Here is a 21,023-nt window from a genome sequence, read left to right as displayed (position 1 = left end):
CCCCGGACGGGAGGACCGCGACGATGCGGACCGAGCTCGCGTTCTCGGCGGACGACCTGGCGCGGACCAGGTTCGCCGTCTCCCCGATGTGGGAGGTGGTGACCAGCCTCCGGGCGCTGGCCCACTCACCGGTCCCCGCGCTGCACCGGCGCTGGGCGGGGCAGGTCCGCCCCCGGCTGGCCGCCGCCGGGCCGGCGTACCGGCGGCTGGCCGCGATGGTCCCGCCCACGGGCCACCTGCCCGACTTCCTCACCCCCGTCCCGGCCACCGCCGCCCCGACGCTCGCCGACGAGCTGGCCGCGATCACCGCCACCACCCCCGCCCAGGTCCGGGCCGACCTGGACGTCCTGGCCGCCGAGCACGACGGGCGGCTCCCGGCCCCGCTCGAACCGCTCCACCGGGACCCGGCCGGCCGGCTGCCCCGGCTGACGGCCGACATCGAGGCGTACTGGCAGCTCGCGCTGGCGCCGTACTGGGCCCGGATCCGCGCGCTGCTGGACGCGGACGTGCTGCACCGCGCCCGCCAGGCCGTCGGGTACGGCACCGCCCGCGTCCTCGACGACCTCCACGAGACGGTCCGCTGGGACGGCGGGGCGCTCCGGCTGGAGCAGCGGCACTGCGCGGTCCAGCGGCTGGACGCCGAGGCCGGACTGCTGCTGGTGCCGTCGGTGTTCGCCTGGCCGCGGGTGCTGACCCGGTCGCTGCCGCCCGACCCGCCGCAGCTCGCCTACCCGGCCCGCGGCATCGCCACCCTGTGGGAGCCCCGGCCCGGCGCCGGCTCCGACACGCTCGCCGCCGTCCTCGGCCGCTCCCGGTCCCGGCTGCTCGCCGAACTCGACTCGCCGGCCTCCACCACCGAGCTGGCCCGGCGCACCGGCCTCTCCGCCGCCGGGGTCTCCCAGCACCTCACCGCCCTGCGCGCGGCCGGGCTGACCAGCGCACACCGGGCCGGTCACGCCGTGCTCTACGCTCGCACCGCCGTCGCCGACGCCCTGCTCGACCCCGCGGCGGCGACCGCGGCCTGACGCCGGGCGGCCCGGCCCCGGCACCGGCCGCAGGCGGCGCGGGGCGGGCCGGAAAGCGGCCCTCGACGGCGCGGCGAGGGCCCGTGGTGGCCGTGGCGAGGGCCCGTGACGGCCGTGGCGAGGACCCGGATACGGCTCGGGAAGCCCCTCCGGCAAGGCCGGCAACGGCCCGGCACGGGGCCGGGGGCGGCGGCTGACCTGGCTGTACGGGCGGTACGAATGGCCCCGCGCAGCACACCTCGGCGCACCCCCTCCTCATATGATCGGAGCGACATGCGCCATGCTTGGTGATGCAGAGCACTGTACGAACTTGTGCCGGAGGGCTTGACGGTCGGCCGGCCGAGAAGGAGGAAGCACGTGGACGACGTTCTGCGGCGCGCCGCACTCTTCGCGGCACTCGACGACGAACAGGCCGGCGAGCTGCGCGCTTCCATGACCGAGGTGACGCTCGCCCGTGGTGAGTCGCTGTTCCACGAGGGCGACCCGGGCGACCGGCTGTACGTCGTCGCCGAGGGCAAGGTCAAGCTGCACCGCGCCTCGCCGGACGGCCGCGAGAACATGCTCGCCGTCCTCGGGCCCAGCGAGATGATCGGCGAGCTGTCGCTCTTCGACCCGGGCCCGCGCACCGCCACCGCCAGCGCACTCACCGAGGTCAAGCTGCTCGGCCTCGGCCACGGCGACCTGCAGCCCTGGCTGCACGCGCGCCCCGAGGTCTCGATCGCGCTGCTGCGTGCCATCGCCCGCCGCCTGCGCCGGACCAACGACGTGATGTCCGACCTGGTCTTCTCCGACGTGCCCGGGCGCGTCGCGAAGGCCCTGCTGGACCTCTCCCGCCGCTTCGGCGTGCAGTCCGACGAGGGCATCCACGTCGCCCACGACCTCACCCAGGAGGAGCTGGCCCAGCTGGTCGGCGCCTCCCGCGAGACGGTCAACAAGGCGCTCGCCGACTTCGCCGGCCGCGGCTGGCTGAAGCTGGAGGCACGCGCGGTGGTCCTGATGGACGTCGAGCGGCTCTCCCGCCGTTCGCGGTAACCCGCACACGGCCGGTACCGACCGGCGAGGGCCCGTACGCTCCGGCGTACGGGCCCTCGTGCTGTGCGGCGTGGGGTGTGCGGTGTGCGGTGTGCTGCGCCGGTCGGCCGGCTCACCGGTTCCCCGGTTGCCGGTCGCCGGTTCAGTCGGGGATGAGCCCGTGCTCCCGCAGGTACTGGAGCTGGGCCCGGACCGACAGTTCGGCGGCCGGCCAGAGCGCACGGTCCACGTCGGCGTAGACCCGCGCCACCACCTCGGCCGCCGTCCGGCAGCCGGCCTCGACCGCCGTCTCCACCTGGGCCAGCCGGCCGGCCCGGTGCGCCAGGTAGTAGTCGACGGCGCCGAGCGCGTCCGCGAGGACCGGCCCGTGGCCGGGCAGCACGGTCCGCACCCCGTACTCGGCGGCCATGGTGTGCAGGTGCCGCAGCGAGTCGAGGTAGTCGCCCAGCCGGCCGTCCGGGTGGGCGACCATCGTGGTGCCCCGGCCGAGCACGGTGTCGCCGGTGAGGATCGCCCCGTCGGCGGGCAGGTGGAAGGTCAGCGAGTCCGAGGTGTGCCCGGGCGTGGCGACCACCCGCAGGTCGAGGCCGCCGACGTCCAGGCGCTGCCCGTTCGTGAGGCCCTCGGAGCCGAGCCGGTGCGCCGGGTCCAGCGCGCGGACCTCGGAGCCGGTCAGCTCCGCGAACCTGGCGGCCCCCTCGGAGTGGTCGGCGTGGCCGTGGGTGAGCAGGGTGAGCGCCACGCGCTTGCCCTGCTGTTCGGCGGTGTCGATCACCCGGCGCAGGTGGCCCTCGTGCAGCGGGCCCGGGTCGATCACCACCGCGAGGTCCGAGCCGGGCTCGGAGAGCAGCCAGGTGTTGGTGCCGTCCAGCGTCATCGGCGACGGGTTCGGCGCCAGCACGCACAGCGCCCGGGAGGTGGCCTCGCCGCCGATGGCGGCGGCGGGGTCACCCGGCAGGAGTCCGCTCACCGGCCGCCCTCTCCGTCGCGATGCAGCACACGCAGCGGGAGGACCCGGGTGATCGCGCGCTGGGCCAGCTCGCTGAAGGGCACGAGGCCGCTGTCACAGGCGGGGGTACGGGGGTACAGGCTGCGGGCGGGCATCTGGCGTGCCGTCCGGCGAGCCACGTCGTTGTGGGTCATCGGGCGTCGGTCCTTTCACATCGGATTCATCGGGTTGATCGGGTCGATCGGATTCGTGGGATTCGTGGGAGTCGTGGAGGTCGGTGGGACGGGTGCACCGGGCGGGCTCAGCGGACGCGGTCCTCGTCGGGGAAGGATCCGTCGATGGTCAGCTCGTCGTACCCCGACCAGCGGACCGTGAGCCGGTCGCCCCGCACCTCGGCCCGGCCGAGCACCGGCGACAGCGAACGGCCGCCAGCCACGGTCAGCGCCTCGGCGGCGCTGCGCACGGGCAGCAGCTCTCGCAGCACCGTGACGGTCGGCGGCAGCATGCCGTACCGGCCCTCCTCGTAGCCCCTGACCGCCTCGGCCGGGGTGAGCCACGCGACCCGGTCGGCCTCGCCGACCTCGCGGGCGGCCCGCTGGCCGGGCGGCAGGGCCGCGACGAAGAACCAGGTGTCGTACCGGCGCTCCTCGAAGGCGGGGGTGACCCACCGGGCCCAGCCGGCCAGCAGGTCGCTGCGCAGCAGCAGTCCGTGCTCGCGCAGGAAGTCGGCGAAGGAGAGCTCGTGGGCCTCCAGGGCGGCGCGCTCGGCGCTCCAGTCCCGGGGCTCGGCGACGCTGTGCGCGTCCGGTCCGGCCAGCAGGACGCCGGCCTCCTCGAAGGTCTCGCGGACGGCGGCGCACACCACCGCCTGCGCGGTCCGGGCGTCCACCCCGAGCCGCTCGGCCCACTCCTGCGGGCCGGGGCCGGCCCAGCCGAGTTCGGCCTCGGCGTCGCGCCGGTCCACCCCGCCGCCCGGGTAGGCGTACATGCCGGCCGCGAACGCCATCGAGGTGCGGCGGCGCAGCAGGTAGGCCTCGGGCCCCGGGGCCGTCGCCGTCGCGGGGTCGTGGGCCTTCGCCGGAGCCGGGTCGGCCGCCCGGTCCGTGTCCGCGTGCGCGTCCTCGGCCGCATCCGCGGCCGCATCCGCTTCCTCGGATGCGTCCCGGAGCAGCACCACGGTCGCGGACGGCTTGGGCACGGGCGGGGTCAGCTCGCCGGACTCGACCGCCCGGATCCGGGCAGGCCAGCCGGGCGGCATCGGGAGCGTCGTTGCTCGCTGGTCCATGCCCGGATGCTAAGCGCCCGGGGGCGGGGTTGGACAGGGGTGATCCGCTGTCCGACCCCGCTCCGGGGATGTCCTTCGGTCACACCGCGGGTCAGGCCCCGGCGCGGACCCGGACCTGGAGCTCCACCTCGACCGGGGCGTCCAGCGGCAGCACGGTCACGCCGACGGCGCTGCGGGCGTGCACGCCCGCGTCGCCGAACACCTTGCCGAGCAGCTCGCTCGTACCGTTGATCACGCCGGGCTGGCCGGTGAAGTCCGGGGCGGAGGCGACGAAGCCGACCACCTTGACGACCTGCTCGACCAGGTCGAGGTCACCGATCACCGACTTGACGGCGGCCAGGCCGTTGAGCGCGCAGACCTGCGCGAGCTCCTTGGCCTCCTCCGGGGTGATCTCGGCACCGACCTTGCCGGTGTTCAGCAGCTTGCCGCCCACCATCGGCAGCTGGCCGGAGGTGAAGACGAACTCGCCCGAGCGCAGTGCCGGGACGTAGGCGGCGACCGGGGCGGCCACCGGCGGCAGGGTCAGGCCCAGCTCGGCAAGCTTCTCCTCGACCTTGCTCATGCCTGCTTCTCCCGCTTGAAGTAGGCCACCAGCTGCTCCGGGTTCGGACCCGGTACGACCTGGACGAGCTCCCAGCCGTCCGCGCCGAAGTTGTCCAGGATCTGCTTCGTGGCGTGCACGAGCAGGGGTGCCGTCATGTATTCCCACTTGGTCATGGCCAGACTCTAGACGCTCCGCCTCGGCGACCGGCGCGGCCCGCGCTCGCGCGTGTGAGGTGGCCCACAATCCGGGCATGATTCAGGCCTGGCCCCCCGGGTAGTCCCGGCATCCGGTGCGGTCCCTGGTTACCCTCGCGGGAGGGCACCTGAGCGGTGCCGCCCTCGGAGACGGACGGAGACGGAGCGTGGCACGCACCCCCGGCCAGGCGGCCCGGCGCGATCCCGACTGGGAGGGCGTGCGGTTGCACGTGGTCAGCGGCAAGGGTGGCACCGGCAAGACGACCCTGGCCGCGGCACTGGCACTGGCGCTCGCGGCGGAGGGCCGCCGGACCCTGCTGATCGAGGTGGAGGGCCGGCAGGGCATCGCCGAGCTGTTCGGGATAGCGGCACTGCCGTACGAGGAACGCCGGATCGCCTCGGTCTCGCCGGCCCAGCTGGGGCTGCCCGGCGGCGGCCCGGGCGGCGAGGTCCACGCGCTCGCCATCGACACCGAACAGGCGCTGCTCGAGTACCTCGACATGTTCTACAAGCTCGGCCGGGCCGGCAAGGCGCTGCAGAAGGTGGGCTTCGTCGACTTCGCGACCACCATCGCGCCCGGCGTCCGGGACGTGCTGCTGACCGGCAAGGCCTGCGAGGCGGCCCGGCGCAAGGGCCCGGACGGGCGGCGCCGGTACGACGCGGTGGTGATGGACGCGCCGCCGACCGGACGGATCACCAGGTTCCTGAACGTGAACTCCGAGGTGGCCGGGCTGGCCCGGATAGGGCCGATCCACACCCAGGCGCAGGCCGTGATGCGGGTGCTGAAGTCGCCGGAGACGGCGGTGCACCTGGTCACCCTGCTGGAGGAGATGCCGGTGCAGGAGACGGTCGACGGCTTCGAGGAGCTGCGCGAGGCCGGCCTCCCGGTCGGCGGGGTCCTGGTGAACATGGTCCGGCCGCCGCTGCTGGACGCCGCGGCGGTGGCCGCGGTGGACGGCGACCACCGGGAGGAGGTCGCGCTCGCCCTCGGCGAGGCCGGGCTCGGCGGCCGCTCGCGCAAGCCGGAGACCGTCCGGGCGGCGATCGAACCGCTGCTCGACCCACTGCTGGAGCAGGCCCGGGAGCACGCCGAGCGGGTGGAGCTGGAACGCGCGCAGCGTGCCGACCTCCAGCAGCTGAAGCTCCCGACGTACGAACTGCCGCTGCTCGGCGAGGGTGTGGACCTCGGCGGGCTCTACCGGCTGGCGGGCGAACTGAAGCGTCAGGGGGCAGCGTGAGCGGGAACGGGCAGGGCAACAGGACCGGGCAGGGCGGCGGGAACGTGCGGAGCGGCGGCAGCCGGCTCGCCGTCGACGAGCTGATCGACAACCCGAAGACCAGGATCGTCGTCTGCTGCGGCTCGGGCGGCGTCGGCAAGACCACCACCGCGGCGGCGATCGGCCTGCGGGCGGCCGAGCGGGGCCGCAAGGTCGTCGTGCTGACCATCGACCCGGCCCGGCGGCTGGCGCAGTCGATGGGCCTGACCGAGCTGGACAACACCCCCCGGGTCGTCAAGGGCGTCACCGGCGACGGCGAGCTCCAGGCCATGATGCTCGACATGAAGCGGACCTTCGACGAGGTCGTGCTGGCCCACGCCGAGCCCGAGCGGGCCCGGACGATCATGGAGAACCCCTTCTACCAGTCACTGTCGGCCGGCTTCGCGGGCACGCAGGAGTACATGGCGATGGAGAAGCTCGGCCAGCTCCGCGCGGCCGAGGAGTGGGACCTCATCGTCGTCGACACCCCGCCGTCCCGCTCCGCGCTGGACTTCCTGGACGCGCCCAACCGGCTCGGGTCGTTCCTCGACGGCAAGGTGATCCGCATCCTGACCGCGCCGGCCAAGGTCGGCGGCCGGTCCGCCATGAAGTTCCTCAACGTCGGGATGGGCCTGCTCACCGGCACCCTCGGCAAGATCTTCGGCGCCCAGCTGCTGACCGACGTGCAGACCTTCGTCAGCGCGACGGACTCGATGTTCGGCGGCTTCCGGGAGCGCGCGGACCGCACGTACCAGCTGTTGCAGGCCCCGGGCACGGCGTTCCTGGTGGTGGCCGCGCCGGAACGGGACGCGCTGCGCGAGGCGGCGTACTTCGTGGACCGGCTGGCCGCCGACCGGATGCCGCTGGCCGGGCTGGTGCTCAACCGGGTGCACGGGACGGGCGCCCCGCAGCTCACCGCGGAGCGGTCGCTGGCGGCGGCCGAGGCCCTGGAGGAGAACGGCTCGGAGCACGCGTCGCCGGAGGCGGAGCTGCTCGCGGCCGGACTGCTGAGGCTGCACGCCGAGCGGGTGCAGGTGGTGTCGCGGGAGCGCCGTACGCGGGACCGCTTCGTCTCGGTCTACCCGGACGTGCCGATCGTCGAGGTCGGTGCGCTTCCCGGTGACGTCCACGACCTGGAGGGCCTGCGCGCCATCGGTGAACGGCTCAGCGGGCCCACCAGCTGAAGGGGCCACCGCCTGGTGACGGTCCGTCGGCCGACTGAACAGGTCGGCCGGGCAGGTCAACCGGCCGGCCAGGTCGGCCGCGGACCCGGGCGGAGCCACGGGCCCGGGCTGTACCACCGACCGGATGAGCCGAGGCCCGGGCGAACCACGGGCCCGGACGTGACCACCGACCGAACGAAAACCACCGGCCGAGCGAAGACCGTCGACCGAACGAAGACCGCCGGCCCTACGGGGACCACCGGCTGAACACGGACCACCGACCGCACGGACCGGGGCTCCGACCCGGGGGCTCAGCCCGCCTGGGCGTAGTCCGTCAGTATCACGCCGGTGGCCAGCGAGGTCTCGTACTCGGTGCGGGCCGTCTCCAGCAGCCGCCGCCACGAGATCACCGTCGGCCGGCGGCGCAGCAGCGCCCGTCGTTCCCGTTCGGTCATCCCACCCCAGACCCCGAACTCCACCCGGTTGTCCAGCGCGTCCGCCAGGCACTCCGTGCGAACGGGGCACCCGCTGCACACCGCCTTGGCGCGATTCTGCGCCGCCCCCTGGACGAACAGTTCGTCCGGATCACTCGTGCGGCAGGCGGCCTGCGCACTCCAGTCGTCTACCCAGCCCATGCCGGCGCCGTCCTCTCCCGAATCGAGGCTCCCCCACGGCGGCAACGGCATATTCACCGTTGCCAGTTGAGGACGTTACGGAAGAACGACAGGTTGCAACAGCCCCTTCGGGCTCAATCTCGAATGACCCGATTGGACTATGGGTATCGATCAGCTCACTCGTTGGAGTGATCGCAGGTCGCAAGCCTTGCCAGGACCACGGGCGCCACTCTCGCCACGCGGGTCGTCACTGAGCGCTACGGGACACAGGTGCACAGCCAGCGACAGCTGCCTCAAGACCACCTCAGGAACGGGCAATTCGGGCAATTCTCATCACTCACAAGAGTGATCGATGCTGACAGAGCGAAGCTGTCGCAAGCTTGTGACAAGCCTAGGCGAACACCTGCCCCGGTGTGCGGGAATCGGCAACGTAGGGTTCTCCCCATGGCACCGAAGCGCCCCCAGGCACCCCAGCCCCCAGGCAACCCCGGAGCTCCGCGCGGCAAGCGCCGCGGGTCACCGCTGGAGTACGCGGGACACGGAGTGAAGTTCCTGGGGGTCAGCGTGCTCTCCGGAGTCCTGCTGGCCGGCATGGCCCTGCCCGCCGTCGGCGCGCTCGGCCTCACCGCCAAGAACACGGCGGAGGGCTTCTCCAACATCCCCGACGACTTCAAGACCCCCCCGCTCTCGCAGGCGACCCAGATCTACGACGCCAAGGGCGGGCTGATCGCCAAGGTCTACGAGCGCGACCGCACCGTCATCGCCGCGGACCAGATGTCGCCGTACATGCGGCAGGCCCAGGTCGACATCGAGGACGCCCGCTTCTACGAGCACGGCGCCGTCGACCTCAAGGGCGTGCTCCGCGCGATCAGCAAGAACGCCGAGAGCGGCACCGCCTCCCAGGGCGCCTCGACGCTGACCCAGCAGTACGTGAAGAACGTCAACGTCGAGAAGGCCGGCGACGACCAGGCGGCCGTCCTGGAGGCCCAGCGCAAGACCCTGGGTCGCAAGATCCAGGAGCTGAAGGTCGCGATCAAGCTGGAAGAGGACCTGACGAAGGACCAGATCCTCACCAACTACCTCAACATCACGTTCTACGGCCACCAGGCCTACGGCGTGGAGGCCGCCTCCCAGCGGTACTTCAGCAAGAACAACAAGGACCTGACCATCGCCGAGGCCGCCACCCTGGCCGGCGTGGTGCAGAACCCCTCGCAGTACGACCCGGTGCGCTTCCCCGAGAACACGGTCAAGCGGCGCAACGTCGTGATCGACAAGATGCTCGAGAACAAGCACATCACCGCGGACCAGGCCAAGGAGGCCAAGGCCGCCCCGCTGGGCCTGAAGTTCAAGGACCCGCAGAACGGCTGCATCACCGCCCAGGCGGGCATGGGCTTCTTCTGCGACTACGTCCGGCACGTGGTCAAGCAGGACCCGGTCTTCGGCAAGAACGCCGCCGACCGGAAGAAGTTCTGGGACCAGGGCGGTCTGAACATCTACACCACCCTCGACCCGGACAAGCAGGCCGCCGCCCAGAACGCGGTGACCTCCAAGGTCAAGGTCACCGACCCGGTCTCGGCCGCCGCCACCATGATGGAGCCCGGCACCGGCAAGATCCTGGGAATGGCCCAGACCCGCCCGTACGGCCTGGACCCGAACAAGAACCAGACCGTCGTCAACCTCAACGTCGACGCGGCGATGGGCGGCGGCAACGGCTTCCAGACCGGTTCGACGTTCAAGCCGGTCCTGGCCGCGGCCGCACTGGAGTCGGGGATGTCCCCGACCCAGGAGTTCCCGTCCGAGAACAAGATCGAGTACCCCTCGATGTCCACCTGCTCGGGCACCTGGAAGAACACCGCCAAGGGCAAGGAGCGCAGCGTCGGCAACGAGTCGCCCAGCGAGGTCGGCCCGTACGAGCTGAAGCAGGCCATGGCCCTGTCGGTCAACACCTACTTCGTGCAGATGGAGCAGAAGGTCGGCCTCTGCGCGATGAAGCAGATGGCCAACAAGCTCGGCATCAGCCAGACCGCCAAGGGCGACCCGTTCGTCGAGGTCCCGTCGATGGTCCTCGGCACCCTGGAGCTCTCCCCGCTGACCATGGCGAACGTCTACGCGACCTTCGCCGCGCGCGGCAAGTACTGCACCCCCATCGCGATCAACAAGATCACCACGGTGGACGGCAAGGACGTCAAGGTCCCGCAGACGACCTGCAGCCAGGCCTACTCGCAGGAGACCGCGGACGCCCTCAACGCCGTCCTGCTCAACGTGACCGAGAAGGGCACCGGCGCCTCCCTCGCCCTCGAAGGCGGCCGCCAGATCGCCGGCAAGACCGGTACCACCGACGAGAAGAAGGCCGCCTGGTTCAGCGGCTACACCCCGCAGCTCGCCACCGCCGTCTGGCTCGGCGGCCCGGCCGGCGGCGTGAAGATGAAGAACATCAAGATCGGCGACACCTACTACGGCTCCGACGGCGTCTTCGGCGCCACCGGGCCCGGCCCGATCTGGCAGATGGCGATGAACCAGGCCATGCGCGGCGCTCCCATGGAGACCCTGCCGACCATCAACATCCCGGACCCGGCGCCCAAGATCGACCCGAACGCCACCCCGCCGGCCACCCCGCCCGCCACCGGCAACCCCAACCCGGGCGGCAACCCGCCGCCGGTCCCGCCGGCCCCCAACACCGACGGCGGCGGCACCAACGCCGGCGGCCTGATCGGCGGCGGGATCACCCTTCCGCCGGGCATCATCGGCGGCGGCGGAAACGGTGGCGGGAACGGCAACGGGAACGGCGGCGGGCACCGCTGACCGAACGGCCGGCGGACACCGCCGACCGAACGGCCCGCACGACGCGAAGGGGTGCCCCCGAGCCAGTGGCTCGGGGGCACCCCTTTTCCTACGGCCCCGTCCTGCCGCCGGGACGGATGCCGGCCGTCCCGGCGTCCGGGCCCGCCCTCGGAGACTTCGGAGTCCGCGGAGTTCTTGAAGTCCTCGGAGTCCTTGGAGCCCTCGGAGTCCGCGGTGTGCGGCCCCGGTGTGCGGTCTCCCGGGCTCTCAGCCGGTGAGCGCGGCCTTCACCACGGCGGCGACCCGCCCGCCCTCGGCCAGCCCGTCGACCTTCGGCTTCACCAGCTTCATCACGGCGCCCATGCCCTGCGGCCCGGTCGCCCCGCTCTCGGCGACGGCGGCGGCGACGATCGCCGCCAGTTCCTCGTCGGAGAGCTGCTTGGGCAGGTAGCCGGCCAGCACCTCCCCCTCGACCCGCTCCCGAGCGGCCTGCTCGGTCCGGCCCGCGGTGTCGAACGCCTCGGCGGCCTCCCGGCGCTTCTTCGCCTCCCGGCCGATCACCTTCAGCACCTCGGCGTCGGAGAGCTCCCGCTTCTCCTTGCCCGCCACCTCCTCGCTGGTGACCGCGGAGAGCGTGAGCCGGATGGTGGACGAGCGCAGCTCGTCCCGGTCCCTGATGGCAGCCGTGAGGTCCTCCTGCAGCTGCGCCTTGAGCGTCGTCATGGCCCCGAGTCTTTCACCTGCTGCGTTCCGCTGCCCGGCATTAAGCGGCGGACCGTCGGGCCGTCGGACGGACGGGGTCCTTCGCGCCCGCCGGGATCCCTCCCGCCGGGTGGACCGCTGCACCCGCCGCTTCCCCTACCGCCTCCCACGGCTTCCCCCACACCGAGTAACTCCTTATAGTGGTTACATGGTCGACGAGCGAGCCCCCGGGCTGGTCCTGCACCCCTCCGAAGGGGCCCCGTACCGCTTCGACCCCGGCGCGCTCTGCCTGGAACTGCTCGCCACCGGCGGACCGGGCCCGTACGCCCGCTACGAGGCACTGCACCGCCCGGCGGACCTCGCCGGGTGGCTCGGGCAGTCCCGACTGGGGCTGCCGGCCGACGCCGTCCGGGTCAGCGAGGAGCAGCTGGCCGGGATCCGCGGCCTGCGGGACGCCCTCTGGCGCCTCACCGCCGCCCGCGCACACGGCGGCGCGCCCGGGCTGCTCGACGCGGCTCACACGGCCGGTCCCGCCGGTCCCGCCGACGACCACGCCGTGCTCAACCGGGCCGCCGCCCTGCTCCCGCTCGTCCCGCAGATCGCCCCGGACGGCACCGCCGCCCCGCCACTGCCCGGCGACGGCGACCAGCTCGCCTCGACCATCGCGCGCGACGCGATCGCCCTGCTCACGGGCCCGTACGCGGAACGGATCCGCGAGTGCGGCGGCCACAACTGCTACCTGGTCTTCGTCGACACCTCGCGGCCCGGACGGCGGCGCTGGTGCTCGATGGAACGGTGCGGCAACCGGCACAAGGTCCGGGCCCTGCGGGCCCGCCGCGAACAGACCGAGGAGTGACCCCGTGAACACCGAGCCCCCGACCCCCGCCGACCGACCCGGCCGACCCGGCCCGCCCGACTCGCCGGGCCCCGCCGACCCGCCCGGCCGCCCCGTCGGGCTCACCCGGGACGCCGGCTGGGAGATCGGCGTCTCCCGCACCCTGCCCCACCCGCCCGAAGCCGTCTGGGCCCTGCTCGCCTCGCCCGAGGGCACCGCGCTCTGGCTCGGCCCCGGCGCCCGCCTCGCCGACCGTGCGGGCGGCGTCGTCACCGCCGCCGACGGCTCCCGCGGCGAACTGCGCAGCCTCCACCCCGGCTCGCGGATCCGCCTCACCTGGCAGCCCGCCGGACGGGCCGGGACGACCACCGTGCAGCTCACCGTCACCCCGAGCCGCGGCGGCACCGTCCTGCGCTTCCACCAGGAGCGGCTCGACGACGCCGAGGAACGCGCCCGGCAGCGCGAGCACTGGCGGTCCGTGCTGGACGCGGTGTCCGCCGGGCTCGCACCGGCCGACCGCTGAGACACCCGGCCAGCCGCACCCGCGTGTCCCCCTGCGCCCACCGGCCGTTCACCCGCTGATCCGCCGTCTGAGAGCATGGACCGATGCGACCGCTGTACTCCGTCCCCCTCGGAATCGCCGCCACCGGCGCCGCCTGCCTCGCCTACTCCGTTGGGTACGAGGTCCGTTCCTTCCGCCTCCGCCGGGTCGAGATTCCGGTCCTCCCCCGAGGCGCCCGCCCCATCCGGGTACTGCAGGTCTCCGACATCCACATGGTGAGCGGACAGGGCAAGAAGCAGCGCTGGCTCCAGAGCCTCGCCGGGCTCCGCCCCGACCTGGTGGTGAACACCGGCGACAACCTCTCCGACCCGCTCGGCGTCCCCGCGACGCTCGACGCGCTCGGGCCGCTCATGGACTTCCCCGGCGTCTACGTCTTCGGGTCGAACGACTACTACGGCCCCGCCCGGAAGAACCCGGCCCGGTACCTCCAGGCCATGCGCAGCGGCGTCCACGGCATGAACAACCCCGACGGCAGCGCCGGACGCGGAATCTCCGGCGCCGTCCACAACCCCTGGGAGAAGCTGCGCGACGGCTTCGACGCGGCCGGCTGGCTCGACCTCACCAACGCCCGGGGCCGGCTCACCGTCGGCGGGCTCGACCTGGAGTTCACCGGCCTGGACGACCCGCACATCCGCCGCGACCGCTACAGCGCGGTCACCGGCGGCCCCTCCCCCGACGCCGACCTCTCGCTCGCCGTCGTGCACGCCCCCTACCTGCGCGTCCTCGACGCCTTCGCCGCCGACCGCTACCCGCTGATCCTGGCCGGCCACACCCACGGCGGCCAGCTCTGCATCCCCTTCTACGGCGCCCTGGTCACCAACTGCGACCTCGACGCCAAGCGGGTCAAGGGCCTCTCCACCCACCAGGCCGGCGGCAGCCGCTCCTACCTCCACGTCTCGGCGGGCTGCGGCACCAACCGCTACACCCCCGTCCGCTTCGCCTGCCCGCCCGAGGCCACTCTCCTCACCCTCACCCCCGCCCCCCGCTGACCCGCCCCGGACGCTCGCCGAGAACCGGATTTCGTCTCTCGGCGAGCGTCCGGTAGAGTTCTACTCGTCGCGAAGGAGACGGAGCGACAAACCGCAAGACCGGGGTGTGGCGCAGCTTGGTAGCGCGCTTCGTTCGGGACGAAGAGGCCGTGGGTTCAAATCCCGCCACCCCGACCCAATGCAGAGGCCCTGCCGGAGAGATCCGGCAGGGCCTCTGTCGTGCGTGCCCGAGCGGCAACTGCCGTAGCTGTCGGCGGGCTTCGCCCGTGGGAGGTCCAGCCGCCCTGTGGATTGCCCGGCCTGACCATGGGTCGGCGTGCTCCCGGTCGGACGAAGGTGTCCGGGTGACTGACGGCGCGTCGGCGGCTTCCGGGGGAGCCACGGCCGTGGTCTGCGGAGGTGCGCTGCGTGAGGGCCTGCGGGCGGGTCGTGGCCGGGCGGCGGACGTGGTCCTGGCGACCATGCCGGGTTCGGGCCGGACCGAGAGTAGCCTGGACATCACCGAAGGCACTTCGCATGCCGGCACCGGACACTGGCGTCGTCTCCGGCGAACGGCAACACCGGACCCGCTCTCGCGGGTCGGGCCCGGGGACAGGCCCTTGATCATGACCACGACCTTCGACCGTGCGACGACGCCCGCCACCCCGGAATCCACCGCGCGCCTCTCCCTCGCGCCCGTCGGCGCGCGGGCGGGACGCCTGGACGGAGCCTGGTGGCCCCGCTCGCGTGATCTTCTCCTCGAACTCCCCTCCCTGGCCACCGAGATCGACGAGCGGTGGGGCCGGATCACCCGGATCACCGTGAACCCCGCGCAGTGGCCCGTCATCCCCTCGCGCATCCCGGTCACCGGACACACCGTCCACGCGGGCTGGTTCACCACCGAACAGGACGAGCACACGATCGCGGTGTTCTCCTACGCCCCGCGCCGACTGAACCTGCTGATCGTCCCCCCGGAGACGAACGCCGTCGACGCCGCCCGGCTGATGTCCGAGGCCACCGACCCGGCCGACACCCGGACCGCGACCGACCTGCTCGCCGCGGACAAGGGTCGCGGTGGCGAGGCATCCGCCTTCCTGCCCTCGGCCGTCGCGCCCGCCGAGGGTACCGACGAGGCCGGCAGGCGTGCGGACCTCGCCCGGGGCCGGGCCGCCTCCTGGCCGGCTCCGGCCTGACCACGCCCCGGCCGGCACCGGCCGGGGGCCGGATCTCCGCAGCCGGGTGCGTCACTCGCGTGACCACTCGGTCTCCGCCTGGGGCTCGCCGGTCGGCTCGGGCCCGTCCCAGAGGCGGATCCGGACCGCCCGGGGGCCGGGAGCGGGCTGGGAGAGCGTGCGGACGAACACGTCCCGCAGGTGGTTGGCCGCCCGCCGGGGCGGCCCGTCGTACTCCAGGGGGTCAGGGGTGGAGCCGCCGTCGTGACGGGACCAGCGGCCGTCGTCGTCCTGGGTCTCCAGGACCCATCGGTAGTGCGGCATCCCGGCCTCCTGTGGCGACGCTCCGACCCCAGGACAGACCGTAAGGGCCCGAGCGGCCTACGGCGACCGGGGGCGTCGCGGCAGCGGTGGGTCCAAGGCCCCACGCCCGCGAGGTCGGGGCGGTACGAGGGGCCCGGCCGCGCTGGCGCGGGGCGACGGTCGTCGCCGGTGGAGGCCGCCGGGGTGGCGCACTCGTCGGCGGCCGTCCGACGCCCCGCGGCGCCGTGGGCCCGGGGACGGGCGAGGGCGGGCGAGGGGCGGGGCCGGGGGCCGGGGGCCGGGGGCCGGGGGCCGCTTCTAGAAGGGGCCCAGGAGTGGGGCGGCGGCGGACAGTACCTGCCAGCCTGCCAGGGTCGGGGAGCCGGTGAGGGCGCGTCGGCAGAAGCGTTCGGCTCCCGCTTCGGCGGCCTCCAGGCTGTCGGTGAGGAGGTAGACGCCGACCACCGGGTGCGCCGCCCGGCGCGGGTGGACGGCGATGTGCTCGACGCGGTCGCCGGGACTCACGGCGGCCCACAGCGAGGCGAGGGTGTCGGCCGGGAGTTCGCCGCCGCCGGGCCGGTGCAGGGCGATGTGGACCAGATGCATGCTCCTAGCGTGCCGAACCGACCAAATCGCGTATAGGGAGCCAACCTGGACTCTTCGGGCCGTGGCCGGAACCGTCCAGGGGTGCAGCCTGTTCAGCGGTGAAGACCACGTGCGACGATTACGAAGCATCGGTGTTCGGGTTCGTCATCGGGGGAGGCGAAGGGTGCTCACGACGCTCGGCCTGGACGCTACGTCGGAGGCGGTCTACCGGGCCATGCTGTCCGACCCCCGTGCAGGGGTCGCCGCCCTGGCCGAACGTCTGGCGCTGCCCGAGAGTGCGGTCCGGTCCGCCCTGGACACCCTGAGCGAGCTCGCGCTGCTGCAGCCGTCGGCCGAGCACACCGGACAGCTCCGCGCGGTCTCGCCCGACATCGGGATGGAACTCCTGATCGCCCACCAGCAGGCGCAGTTGGCGGCCCAGCAGCTGCGGATCGAGGCGTCCCGGGCCGTCGCCGCGCAGCTGATCGCCGAATACGCCGACCTGCGGCCCCGGGCCGCCCAGCCGGGGGTCGAGCAACTGGTCGGCCTCGACCGGATCCGCGACCGGCTGGCGGTGCTCACCCGGGACGTGCGGGAGGAGGTCATGACCTTCGCCCCGGACGGCGGCCAGCGGCCGGAACACATCGCGGCGGCCAGGCCGCTCGACCAGGACCTGCTGGACCGCGGCATCCGGATGCGGACGGTGTACCTGGACAGCGTCCGCAACAGTCCGCACACCGTGGAGTACGTCAACTGGCTCGCGGAGCAGGGCGGCCAGGTCCGAACCGTTCCCGCGCTGCCCACCCGGATGATCCTGGTGGACCGCAGCACCGCGGTCATCCCGGTCAGCGGTGACGACACCGCGGCCGGCGCCGTCGTGCTGACCGGACAGGGCACGCTCCTGGCGCTGTGCGCGCTGTTCGAGAACATCTGGGCCGGCGCGCAGCCCATCGGCACGGACGCCGGCCGGGACTCCCACGGACTCAGCCCGCAGGAGGCCACGGCGATCGGGCTCCTCGCGGAGGGCCACACCGACGACGCGATCGGCAAGCGGCTCGGGGTGTCCCCGCGCACCGCCCGCCGGCTGGCGACGGACCTGATGGAACGCCTCGGCGCCCGGAGCCGGTTCGAGGCCGGAGTGCGTGCGGTCCAGATGGGGTGGCTGCCGAGCCGACGGCCCTGAGCGCGCGCCCCGCGGACGCCGCAGGCCGGGGAGCGACCCGGCCCGCCGGCCCCGTCAGGCCGGGTGCGCCGCCGCGTACAGGACCTCGCGGATACCGGGGACCGCCTCCCGGTCCGCCCGCCAGACCAGCCGCAGGTGCAGCGGGCGCAGTGGCGACGCCAGCCGCAGCCTGACCAGCGACCCGGCGGCCAGCTGCTCCCGCACGGCGAACTCGGGCAGCAGCGCCATGCCCAGGCCGCGCTCCGCGCACGCGCGGGTCACCGCCACCCCGCCGGTCTGCACCCGGTCGACGCCCGGACCGAAGAGCTGGTCCCCGGCGAGCCGGAACGAGCAGGCCGGGGCGTTCACCAGCAGGCGACGGCCGTTCAGGTCGGCTCGGTGCAGGGCGGACGCACCGCCCAGCGGGTGGCCGGGCGCGGCGACCAGGGCGAGGGGGACGTCCTCCAGGTCGAGGTGGTCCAGCCGGACCGGCGGCAGGTCGAAGCCGAGTTCGCCGAGCGGGCCGGCGGTGTCCAGGATCATCGCCGCCTCCAGCCCGCCGGCGGCGACCGCGCCCAGGAGGCCGTCCCGGGCCGCGTCGGTGTGCAGCGAGACGTCCAGGTCGGGGCGGCGTTCGGCGAGCCGGGCCAGCACCCGGGGAGCGTGGGTGGCGGCGACGGTCTCCAGGGCTCCGAGCCGCAGCTCCGGGCGGGCGGCGGCCACCTCGCGGCGGGCCTGTTCGGCCTGGTCCAGCAGCCGGCGGGCCCAGGGCAGCAGGCGGTGGCCGGCCGGGGTGGGCGTCATGCCGCGCGGCGTGCGCTCGAACAGGGCGGTGCCCAGGGAGCGTTCCAGGGTGCGGAGCTGCTCGGAGACGGAGGACGGTGCGAGGCCGAGGGCCACCGCGGCGTCGGTGACGGTGTGGTGGACCACGACCGCTTCGAAGGTGCGCAGTTGCCTGAGTTCCACCCGGTCCCCCTCGACTCCCGGTCGCCGCCCGGCGGGGTGCGGCGGCGCCCGGCGGGGTGCGGCGGCGCCCGGCGGGGTGCGGCGGCGTACAGCGGTCCAGCGTACGGCGGGAGCGTTCGGGCTTCCCGAACGGGGTCTGCGGTCGCGGCGGTGGAGCGGTGGGGCGGCGGGGGCGGATGGTTGACGACACCTCACCCCCGATACCGCCGGAGCCGCTCCGTGTCCGTGCCCGTGCCCGCCACTCCGCCCGTGCCTGTACCTGTACCTGCGTCTGGAGCCGCGCCTGCACCCGCCGCCGGAGGGCCGTCCGCCGTGGGCCGGCCGCGGGGGCGGGGACGGGCACTGTCCGGACTCGCCCTCGGCTACTTCGCGGTGCTGCTCGACACCACCGTGCTGGCGGTGGCCGAGCCCGATCTCGCCGATTCGCTGGGGAGTTCGACGGCCGGGCTGCAGTGGGTGGTCACCGGGTACAGCGTGGCGTTCGGCGCGCTGCTGCTGTCGGGCGGCGCGCTCGCCGACCGGTACGGCGCCCACCGCGCGTTCCGGTACGGCATCGCGGCGTTCGGCGCCGGTTCGGCGCTGAGTGCGCTGGCACCGGGCCTGACGGCGCTGGTGGTGCTGCGCGCGGTCCTGGGGATCGCGGCCGCGGCCGCGGTACCGGCCGGCATGGCGATGATCACCCGGCTCTACCCCGACGTCGCCGAACGGGCCCGGGCGATCGCGGTCTGGGCGGCGGTCAGCGGCTGCGCGATGGCCTTCGGGCCGGTCGTCGGCGGGCTCCTGGTCGGCCTGGGCGGCTGGCGGGCGGTGTTCTGGGCGAACGTGCCGCTGACCGTGCTGGTGCTGGCGCTCACCGCCGGGCGGGTGGTGCACTGCCCTCGCGGCGAGCGGCGGATCGACTGGTGGGCGCAGCTGGCGGCCTGTGCGGTGCTGGCGCTCGCCACCGACGTCCTGATCGAGGCCGGTTCGGGCGCCTGGGCGCGGGCCGGCTGGTCGGCCGGGGCCGCGCTGGTGGCCGGGGCGGCCTTCGTCCGGCGTGAACGGCGCAGCCCGGCACCGGTGTTGCAGTCGGCGCTGCTGCGGGCGCCCGGAATGCGGTCGGTGCTGGCGGCGGGGGCGGCGGTGAACTTCGCCATGCTGGGGCTGCTCTTCGTGCTGCCCCTGCTGCTGCGGGACGACCTGCACCTGTCGCCGGCGGCCGCCGGGGCCGCGTTCCTGCCGATGACCCTGCCGCCGGGCTTCAACCCGCTGCTGACCGGGCGGATCGTCGCCCGGGTCGGGCCGTGGCGGCCGACCGTGGGCGGGCTGGTGCTGCTGACGGCGGGCTGCCTGGTCACCGGGGCCGCGGTGGCGGCCGGGACGCCGTACCCGCTGCTGGCGGTGGGGCTGCTCTGTGCCGGGTTCGGGGTGTCGTTCGCGCTGCCGGCGCTGGTGACGGCCGTGGTGTCCGCGGCGCCGGAGGGCGGTGCGGGTGCCGCGGGCGGGCTGTTGAACGCCGTCCGGCAGGTGGGTGCGACGCTCGGGGTGGCCGTGATGGGGGCCTTCGTCGGGGTGGAGGGGGACGTCGGGGGTGCGGCGGCGGGGGCGGCACTGCTGCTGCCGGCGGCGGGCTGCGCGCTGGCCGGGCTGCTGCTCGTCCGCCGGGCTCGGTAGCGGCGGCGGGGACGGCGGGGCGGCGCCCTCGGGGGACCGCTGCCTTCGAGGGCCCGCCGGCGCGGAACCGGCGGGCCCTCGAAGGCGTGGGGGTGCGGTGCGGTGGAGCGGGGGGCGCCGGAGGGGTGCGGCGGGTTCCGTCCCGGTGGGGGCCGGGCGGGGCGGGACGTCAGTCGGTCGGCAGCGGGGCGACCGTGACGATGATCGAGCACGACGGCGCGCCGTTCCCCTGCTGCAGGATCACGCCGGCGCGGTCGCGGCGGGCCGGGTCGCGCGGCAGCTGGGTCACCTCCACCGTGCAGGGCTCGTCCAGCTCGACGTAGCGGGTGAAGTCGCACTCCATCGCGACGGCCGCCACCGGTGCCGGGTGGCTGAGCGCCTGCGCGGCCTGGCGGGCGGCGTCGAGCAGCAGGGAGCCGGGCGCGTGGTCGACCGGGTGGTCGAAGTGGACCGGGTGGTTGGTGTCGACCCGCAGCTGCCAGCGCCGGGCCCGGTCGGTCGCGGAGAGCGCGACCTCGCGCGGGAGGGCGCGGCCGGCCCGGGCGACCGGGATGGGCGGGGCCAGCGGCACGGCGCGCGCCATCATCTCCCGGGCGTCGCCCCGGCCGGCCCGCAGGCGCTGGTAGATCGCCGGGGTCTGGACGGTGAAGCGGGTCTGCGCGGTGGCGATCGGCTCGCCGTCCCGGGTGACCACGTAGGCCAGCGTGAGGGCGACCACCCGGTTGCCGCGGCGGACGAGGTCCTGGCAGACGGCGTCGACCTGGACCTCGTCGTAGCCGTGGCCCCGGCCGACGGCGCGCTCGCTGCCGCGCTGCGCCGGTACCGCGTCGCGGGCGCCGGCGCGCAGGCCCCCGGGGATCAGCGCGTAGCTGAAGTGGTCCCAGATCAGGTGGTGTCCCATCGGGACCTCGAAGGCGACGTGCGAGAGCAGCGGGAAGGTCTGCCGGACCGTCTCCACCAGCAGCATCGGGTCGTGGTACCCGTTGCGGGCGCCGTAGGTGCGGTGGTCGCGCGGCCACCGGGCGGAGATCCGGTAGGAGTCCTCGGCGATCCGCTCCCAGCCGGTCAGCAGCACTTCGTCGGCCGCGTGCTTGTGGACGTGCTCCTTGGGGACCGCGGTCGGGCCGGCCCCGGGTGCGGCGGGCTCCGCGGCGGACGCGGAGGCGGTCGCCACCGCGGTGGCGGTCGCGGCGACGGTGGCGGCGACGGTGCTGGTCATGGTGGTGCTGTGGTCTGTGCGAAACATGGATGCACTCCCCCAGAGTGGCCACA

At 74.3% G+C, this 21,023-nt stretch carries 22 protein-coding genes and 1 tRNA gene; 12 read left to right on the top strand and 11 right to left on the bottom strand.

Going from position 1 to position 21,023, the window contains the following annotated elements; genetic code table 11:
- The first annotated feature begins 23 nt into the window (after positions 1-23).
- Both AC067J_RS04035 and AC067J_RS04030 read left to right on the top strand, forming a co-directional pair.
- Positions 24-1,025: a helix-turn-helix domain-containing protein gene (locus tag AC067J_RS04035; RefSeq protein ID WP_478296406.1), complete on the top strand. Its 1,002-nt coding sequence runs from the start codon at positions 24-26 to the stop codon at positions 1,023-1,025.
- A 357-nt stretch (positions 1,026-1,382) separates the two neighbouring features.
- Entirely contained in the window at positions 1,383-2,057 is a 675-nt protein-coding gene (locus AC067J_RS04030) for a Crp/Fnr family transcriptional regulator (RefSeq protein WP_030392646.1), read from the top strand.
- Between the two features lie 142 nt (positions 2,058-2,199).
- Here AC067J_RS04030 and AC067J_RS04025 read toward each other — a convergent pair whose 3' ends face one another.
- From AC067J_RS04025 to AC067J_RS04005, 5 genes are all read right to left on the bottom strand, one after another.
- Positions 2,200-3,027 carry an MBL fold metallo-hydrolase gene (locus AC067J_RS04025; protein WP_478296405.1) on the bottom strand — a complete coding sequence of 276 codons (828 nt, stop codon included), beginning with the start codon at positions 3,025-3,027 and terminating at the stop codon, positions 2,200-2,202.
- Complete coding sequence (locus tag AC067J_RS04020) at positions 3,024-3,200, bottom strand: hypothetical protein (protein WP_478296404.1); 177 nt, start codon at positions 3,198-3,200, stop codon at positions 3,024-3,026. The genes AC067J_RS04025 and AC067J_RS04020 overlap by 4 nt, the downstream gene beginning before the upstream one ends.
- Positions 3,201-3,307: 107 nt before the next feature.
- Positions 3,308-4,291 (bottom strand): NUDIX hydrolase, encoded by a 984-nt coding sequence (locus AC067J_RS04015; protein WP_478296403.1) that lies wholly within the window; start codon positions 4,289-4,291, stop codon positions 3,308-3,310.
- Between the two features lie 91 nt (positions 4,292-4,382).
- Entirely contained in the window at positions 4,383-4,853 is a 471-nt protein-coding gene (locus AC067J_RS04010) for a RidA family protein (protein WP_478296402.1), read from the bottom strand.
- Positions 4,850-5,008: a Sp36 family protein gene (locus AC067J_RS04005; RefSeq protein ID WP_327678528.1), complete on the bottom strand. Its 159-nt coding sequence runs from the start codon at positions 5,006-5,008 to the stop codon at positions 4,850-4,852. Before AC067J_RS04005 ends, AC067J_RS04010 begins: the two co-directional genes overlap by 4 nt.
- Before the next feature lie 188 nt (positions 5,009-5,196).
- Here AC067J_RS04005 and bagA point away from each other — a divergent pair, with 188 nt between their 5' ends.
- Together bagA and bagB are read left to right on the top strand one after the other, a co-directional pair.
- Positions 5,197-6,267, top strand: coding sequence for an ATPase BagA (bagA, locus tag AC067J_RS04000; RefSeq protein ID WP_478296401.1), 1,071 nt, complete (start codon positions 5,197-5,199; stop codon positions 6,265-6,267).
- Positions 6,268-6,311: 44 nt separating this feature from the next.
- The gene (gene bagB, locus AC067J_RS03995) at positions 6,312-7,469 is read left to right on the top strand and encodes an ATPase BagB (RefSeq protein WP_478296922.1); all 1,158 of its coding nucleotides are present in this window, start codon (positions 6,312-6,314) and stop codon (positions 7,467-7,469) included.
- Between the two features lie 290 nt (positions 7,470-7,759).
- Here the strand turns inward: bagB and AC067J_RS03990 are convergent, their stop codons facing one another.
- A complete protein-coding gene (locus AC067J_RS03990) occupies positions 7,760-8,083 on the bottom strand; it encodes a WhiB family transcriptional regulator (RefSeq protein WP_037779213.1) in 324 nt (107 codons plus the stop codon).
- Between the two features lie 423 nt (positions 8,084-8,506).
- Here AC067J_RS03990 and AC067J_RS03985 point away from each other — a divergent pair, with 423 nt between their 5' ends.
- Positions 8,507-10,864: a transglycosylase domain-containing protein gene (locus AC067J_RS03985; protein WP_478296400.1), complete on the top strand. Its 2,358-nt coding sequence runs from the start codon at positions 8,507-8,509 to the stop codon at positions 10,862-10,864.
- A 246-nt stretch (positions 10,865-11,110) separates the two neighbouring features.
- Here AC067J_RS03985 and AC067J_RS03980 read toward each other — a convergent pair whose 3' ends face one another.
- Positions 11,111-11,566, bottom strand: a complete 456-nt coding sequence (locus AC067J_RS03980; RefSeq protein ID WP_478296399.1) for a GatB/YqeY domain-containing protein — start codon at positions 11,564-11,566, stop codon at positions 11,111-11,113.
- A gap of 187 nt (positions 11,567-11,753) precedes the next feature.
- Here AC067J_RS03980 and AC067J_RS03975 point away from each other — a divergent pair, with 187 nt between their 5' ends.
- The 5 genes from AC067J_RS03975 to AC067J_RS03955 all read left to right on the top strand — a co-directional run bounded on the left by AC067J_RS03975 (position 11,754) and on the right by AC067J_RS03955 (position 15,103).
- Positions 11,754-12,401 carry a CGNR zinc finger domain-containing protein gene (locus tag AC067J_RS03975; RefSeq protein WP_478296398.1) on the top strand — a complete coding sequence of 216 codons (648 nt, stop codon included), beginning with the start codon at positions 11,754-11,756 and terminating at the stop codon, positions 12,399-12,401.
- 124 nt (positions 12,402-12,525) lie between these two features.
- Positions 12,526-12,903, top strand: coding sequence for an SRPBCC family protein (locus AC067J_RS03970; RefSeq protein ID WP_478296921.1), 378 nt, complete (start codon positions 12,526-12,528; stop codon positions 12,901-12,903).
- A gap of 83 nt (positions 12,904-12,986) precedes the next feature.
- Positions 12,987-13,931, top strand: a complete 945-nt coding sequence (locus tag AC067J_RS03965) for a metallophosphoesterase (protein ID WP_478296397.1) — start codon at positions 12,987-12,989, stop codon at positions 13,929-13,931.
- Between the two features lie 100 nt (positions 13,932-14,031).
- Positions 14,032-14,105 (top strand) — tRNA-Pro (locus AC067J_RS03960).
- Between the two features lie 431 nt (positions 14,106-14,536).
- On the top strand, positions 14,537-15,103 hold the full coding sequence (locus AC067J_RS03955; protein WP_478296396.1) for a DUF5994 family protein: 567 nt from the start codon (positions 14,537-14,539) through the stop codon (positions 15,101-15,103).
- 51 nt (positions 15,104-15,154) lie between these two features.
- Here the strand turns inward: AC067J_RS03955 and AC067J_RS03950 are convergent, their stop codons facing one another.
- A complete protein-coding gene (locus AC067J_RS03950; RefSeq protein WP_478296395.1) occupies positions 15,155-15,406 on the bottom strand; it encodes a hypothetical protein in 252 nt (83 codons plus the stop codon).
- Between the two features lie 297 nt (positions 15,407-15,703).
- Positions 15,704-15,991, bottom strand: coding sequence for a hypothetical protein (locus tag AC067J_RS03945; protein WP_478296394.1), 288 nt, complete (start codon positions 15,989-15,991; stop codon positions 15,704-15,706).
- 163 nt (positions 15,992-16,154) lie between these two features.
- Here AC067J_RS03945 and AC067J_RS03940 point away from each other — a divergent pair, with 163 nt between their 5' ends.
- The gene (locus tag AC067J_RS03940; protein WP_478296393.1) at positions 16,155-17,153 is read left to right on the top strand and encodes a LuxR C-terminal-related transcriptional regulator; all 999 of its coding nucleotides are present in this window, start codon (positions 16,155-16,157) and stop codon (positions 17,151-17,153) included.
- A 54-nt stretch (positions 17,154-17,207) separates the two neighbouring features.
- Here the strand turns inward: AC067J_RS03940 and AC067J_RS03935 are convergent, their stop codons facing one another.
- Entirely contained in the window at positions 17,208-18,098 is an 891-nt protein-coding gene (locus tag AC067J_RS03935; RefSeq protein WP_478296392.1) for a LysR family transcriptional regulator, read from the bottom strand.
- A 312-nt stretch (positions 18,099-18,410) separates the two neighbouring features.
- On the opposite strand from AC067J_RS03935, the gene AC067J_RS03930 reads away from it, so the two are divergent.
- Complete coding sequence (locus tag AC067J_RS03930; RefSeq protein ID WP_478296391.1) at positions 18,411-19,751, top strand: MFS transporter; 1,341 nt, start codon at positions 18,411-18,413, stop codon at positions 19,749-19,751.
- Positions 19,752-19,920: 169 nt separating this feature from the next.
- Here the strand turns inward: AC067J_RS03930 and AC067J_RS03925 are convergent, their stop codons facing one another.
- Positions 19,921-20,997 (bottom strand): ScbA/BarX family gamma-butyrolactone biosynthesis protein, encoded by a 1,077-nt coding sequence (locus AC067J_RS03925; protein ID WP_478296390.1) that lies wholly within the window; start codon positions 20,995-20,997, stop codon positions 19,921-19,923.
- Positions 20,998-21,023: the final 26 nt, after the last annotated feature.

The sequence above is a fragment of the Kitasatospora sp. NPDC042419 genome (genome assembly GCF_056437345.1).
Note: the sequence above shows the minus strand (reverse complement) of the source record. Positions and strands in the feature narration are given on the sequence as shown.

Bases quoted from the DNA above. Each gene is read 5' to 3' on its own strand.
- AC067J_RS04035 (WP_478296406.1), top strand. From the start codon at position 24: ATGCGGACCGAGCTCGCGTTCTCGGCGGACGACCTGGCGCGGACCAGG.
- AC067J_RS03965 (WP_478296397.1), top strand. From the start codon at position 12,987: ATGCGACCGCTGTACTCCGTCCCCCTCGGAATCGCCGCCACCGGCGCC.
- AC067J_RS03980 (WP_478296399.1), bottom strand. From the start codon at position 11,566: ATGACGACGCTCAAGGCGCAGCTGCAGGAGGACCTCACGGCTGCCATC.
- AC067J_RS03945 (WP_478296394.1), bottom strand. From the start codon at position 15,991: ATGCATCTGGTCCACATCGCCCTGCACCGGCCCGGCGGCGGCGAACTC.
- AC067J_RS03955 (WP_478296396.1), top strand. From the start codon at position 14,537: ATGACCACGACCTTCGACCGTGCGACGACGCCCGCCACCCCGGAATCC.
- AC067J_RS03950 (WP_478296395.1), bottom strand. From the start codon at position 15,406: ATGCCGCACTACCGATGGGTCCTGGAGACCCAGGACGACGACGGCCGC.
- AC067J_RS04020 (WP_478296404.1), bottom strand. From the start codon at position 3,200: ATGACCCACAACGACGTGGCTCGCCGGACGGCACGCCAGATGCCCGCC.
- AC067J_RS04005 (WP_327678528.1), bottom strand. From the start codon at position 5,008: ATGACCAAGTGGGAATACATGACGGCACCCCTGCTCGTGCACGCCACG.
- AC067J_RS03975 (WP_478296398.1), top strand. From the start codon at position 11,754: ATGGTCGACGAGCGAGCCCCCGGGCTGGTCCTGCACCCCTCCGAAGGG.
- AC067J_RS04010 (WP_478296402.1), bottom strand. From the start codon at position 4,853: ATGAGCAAGGTCGAGGAGAAGCTTGCCGAGCTGGGCCTGACCCTGCCG.
- AC067J_RS03925 (WP_478296390.1), bottom strand. From the start codon at position 20,997: ATGTTTCGCACAGACCACAGCACCACCATGACCAGCACCGTCGCCGCC.
- AC067J_RS04015 (WP_478296403.1), bottom strand. From the start codon at position 4,291: ATGGACCAGCGAGCAACGACGCTCCCGATGCCGCCCGGCTGGCCTGCC.
- AC067J_RS03985 (WP_478296400.1), top strand. From the start codon at position 8,507: ATGGCACCGAAGCGCCCCCAGGCACCCCAGCCCCCAGGCAACCCCGGA.
- AC067J_RS03990 (WP_037779213.1), bottom strand. From the start codon at position 8,083: ATGGGCTGGGTAGACGACTGGAGTGCGCAGGCCGCCTGCCGCACGAGT.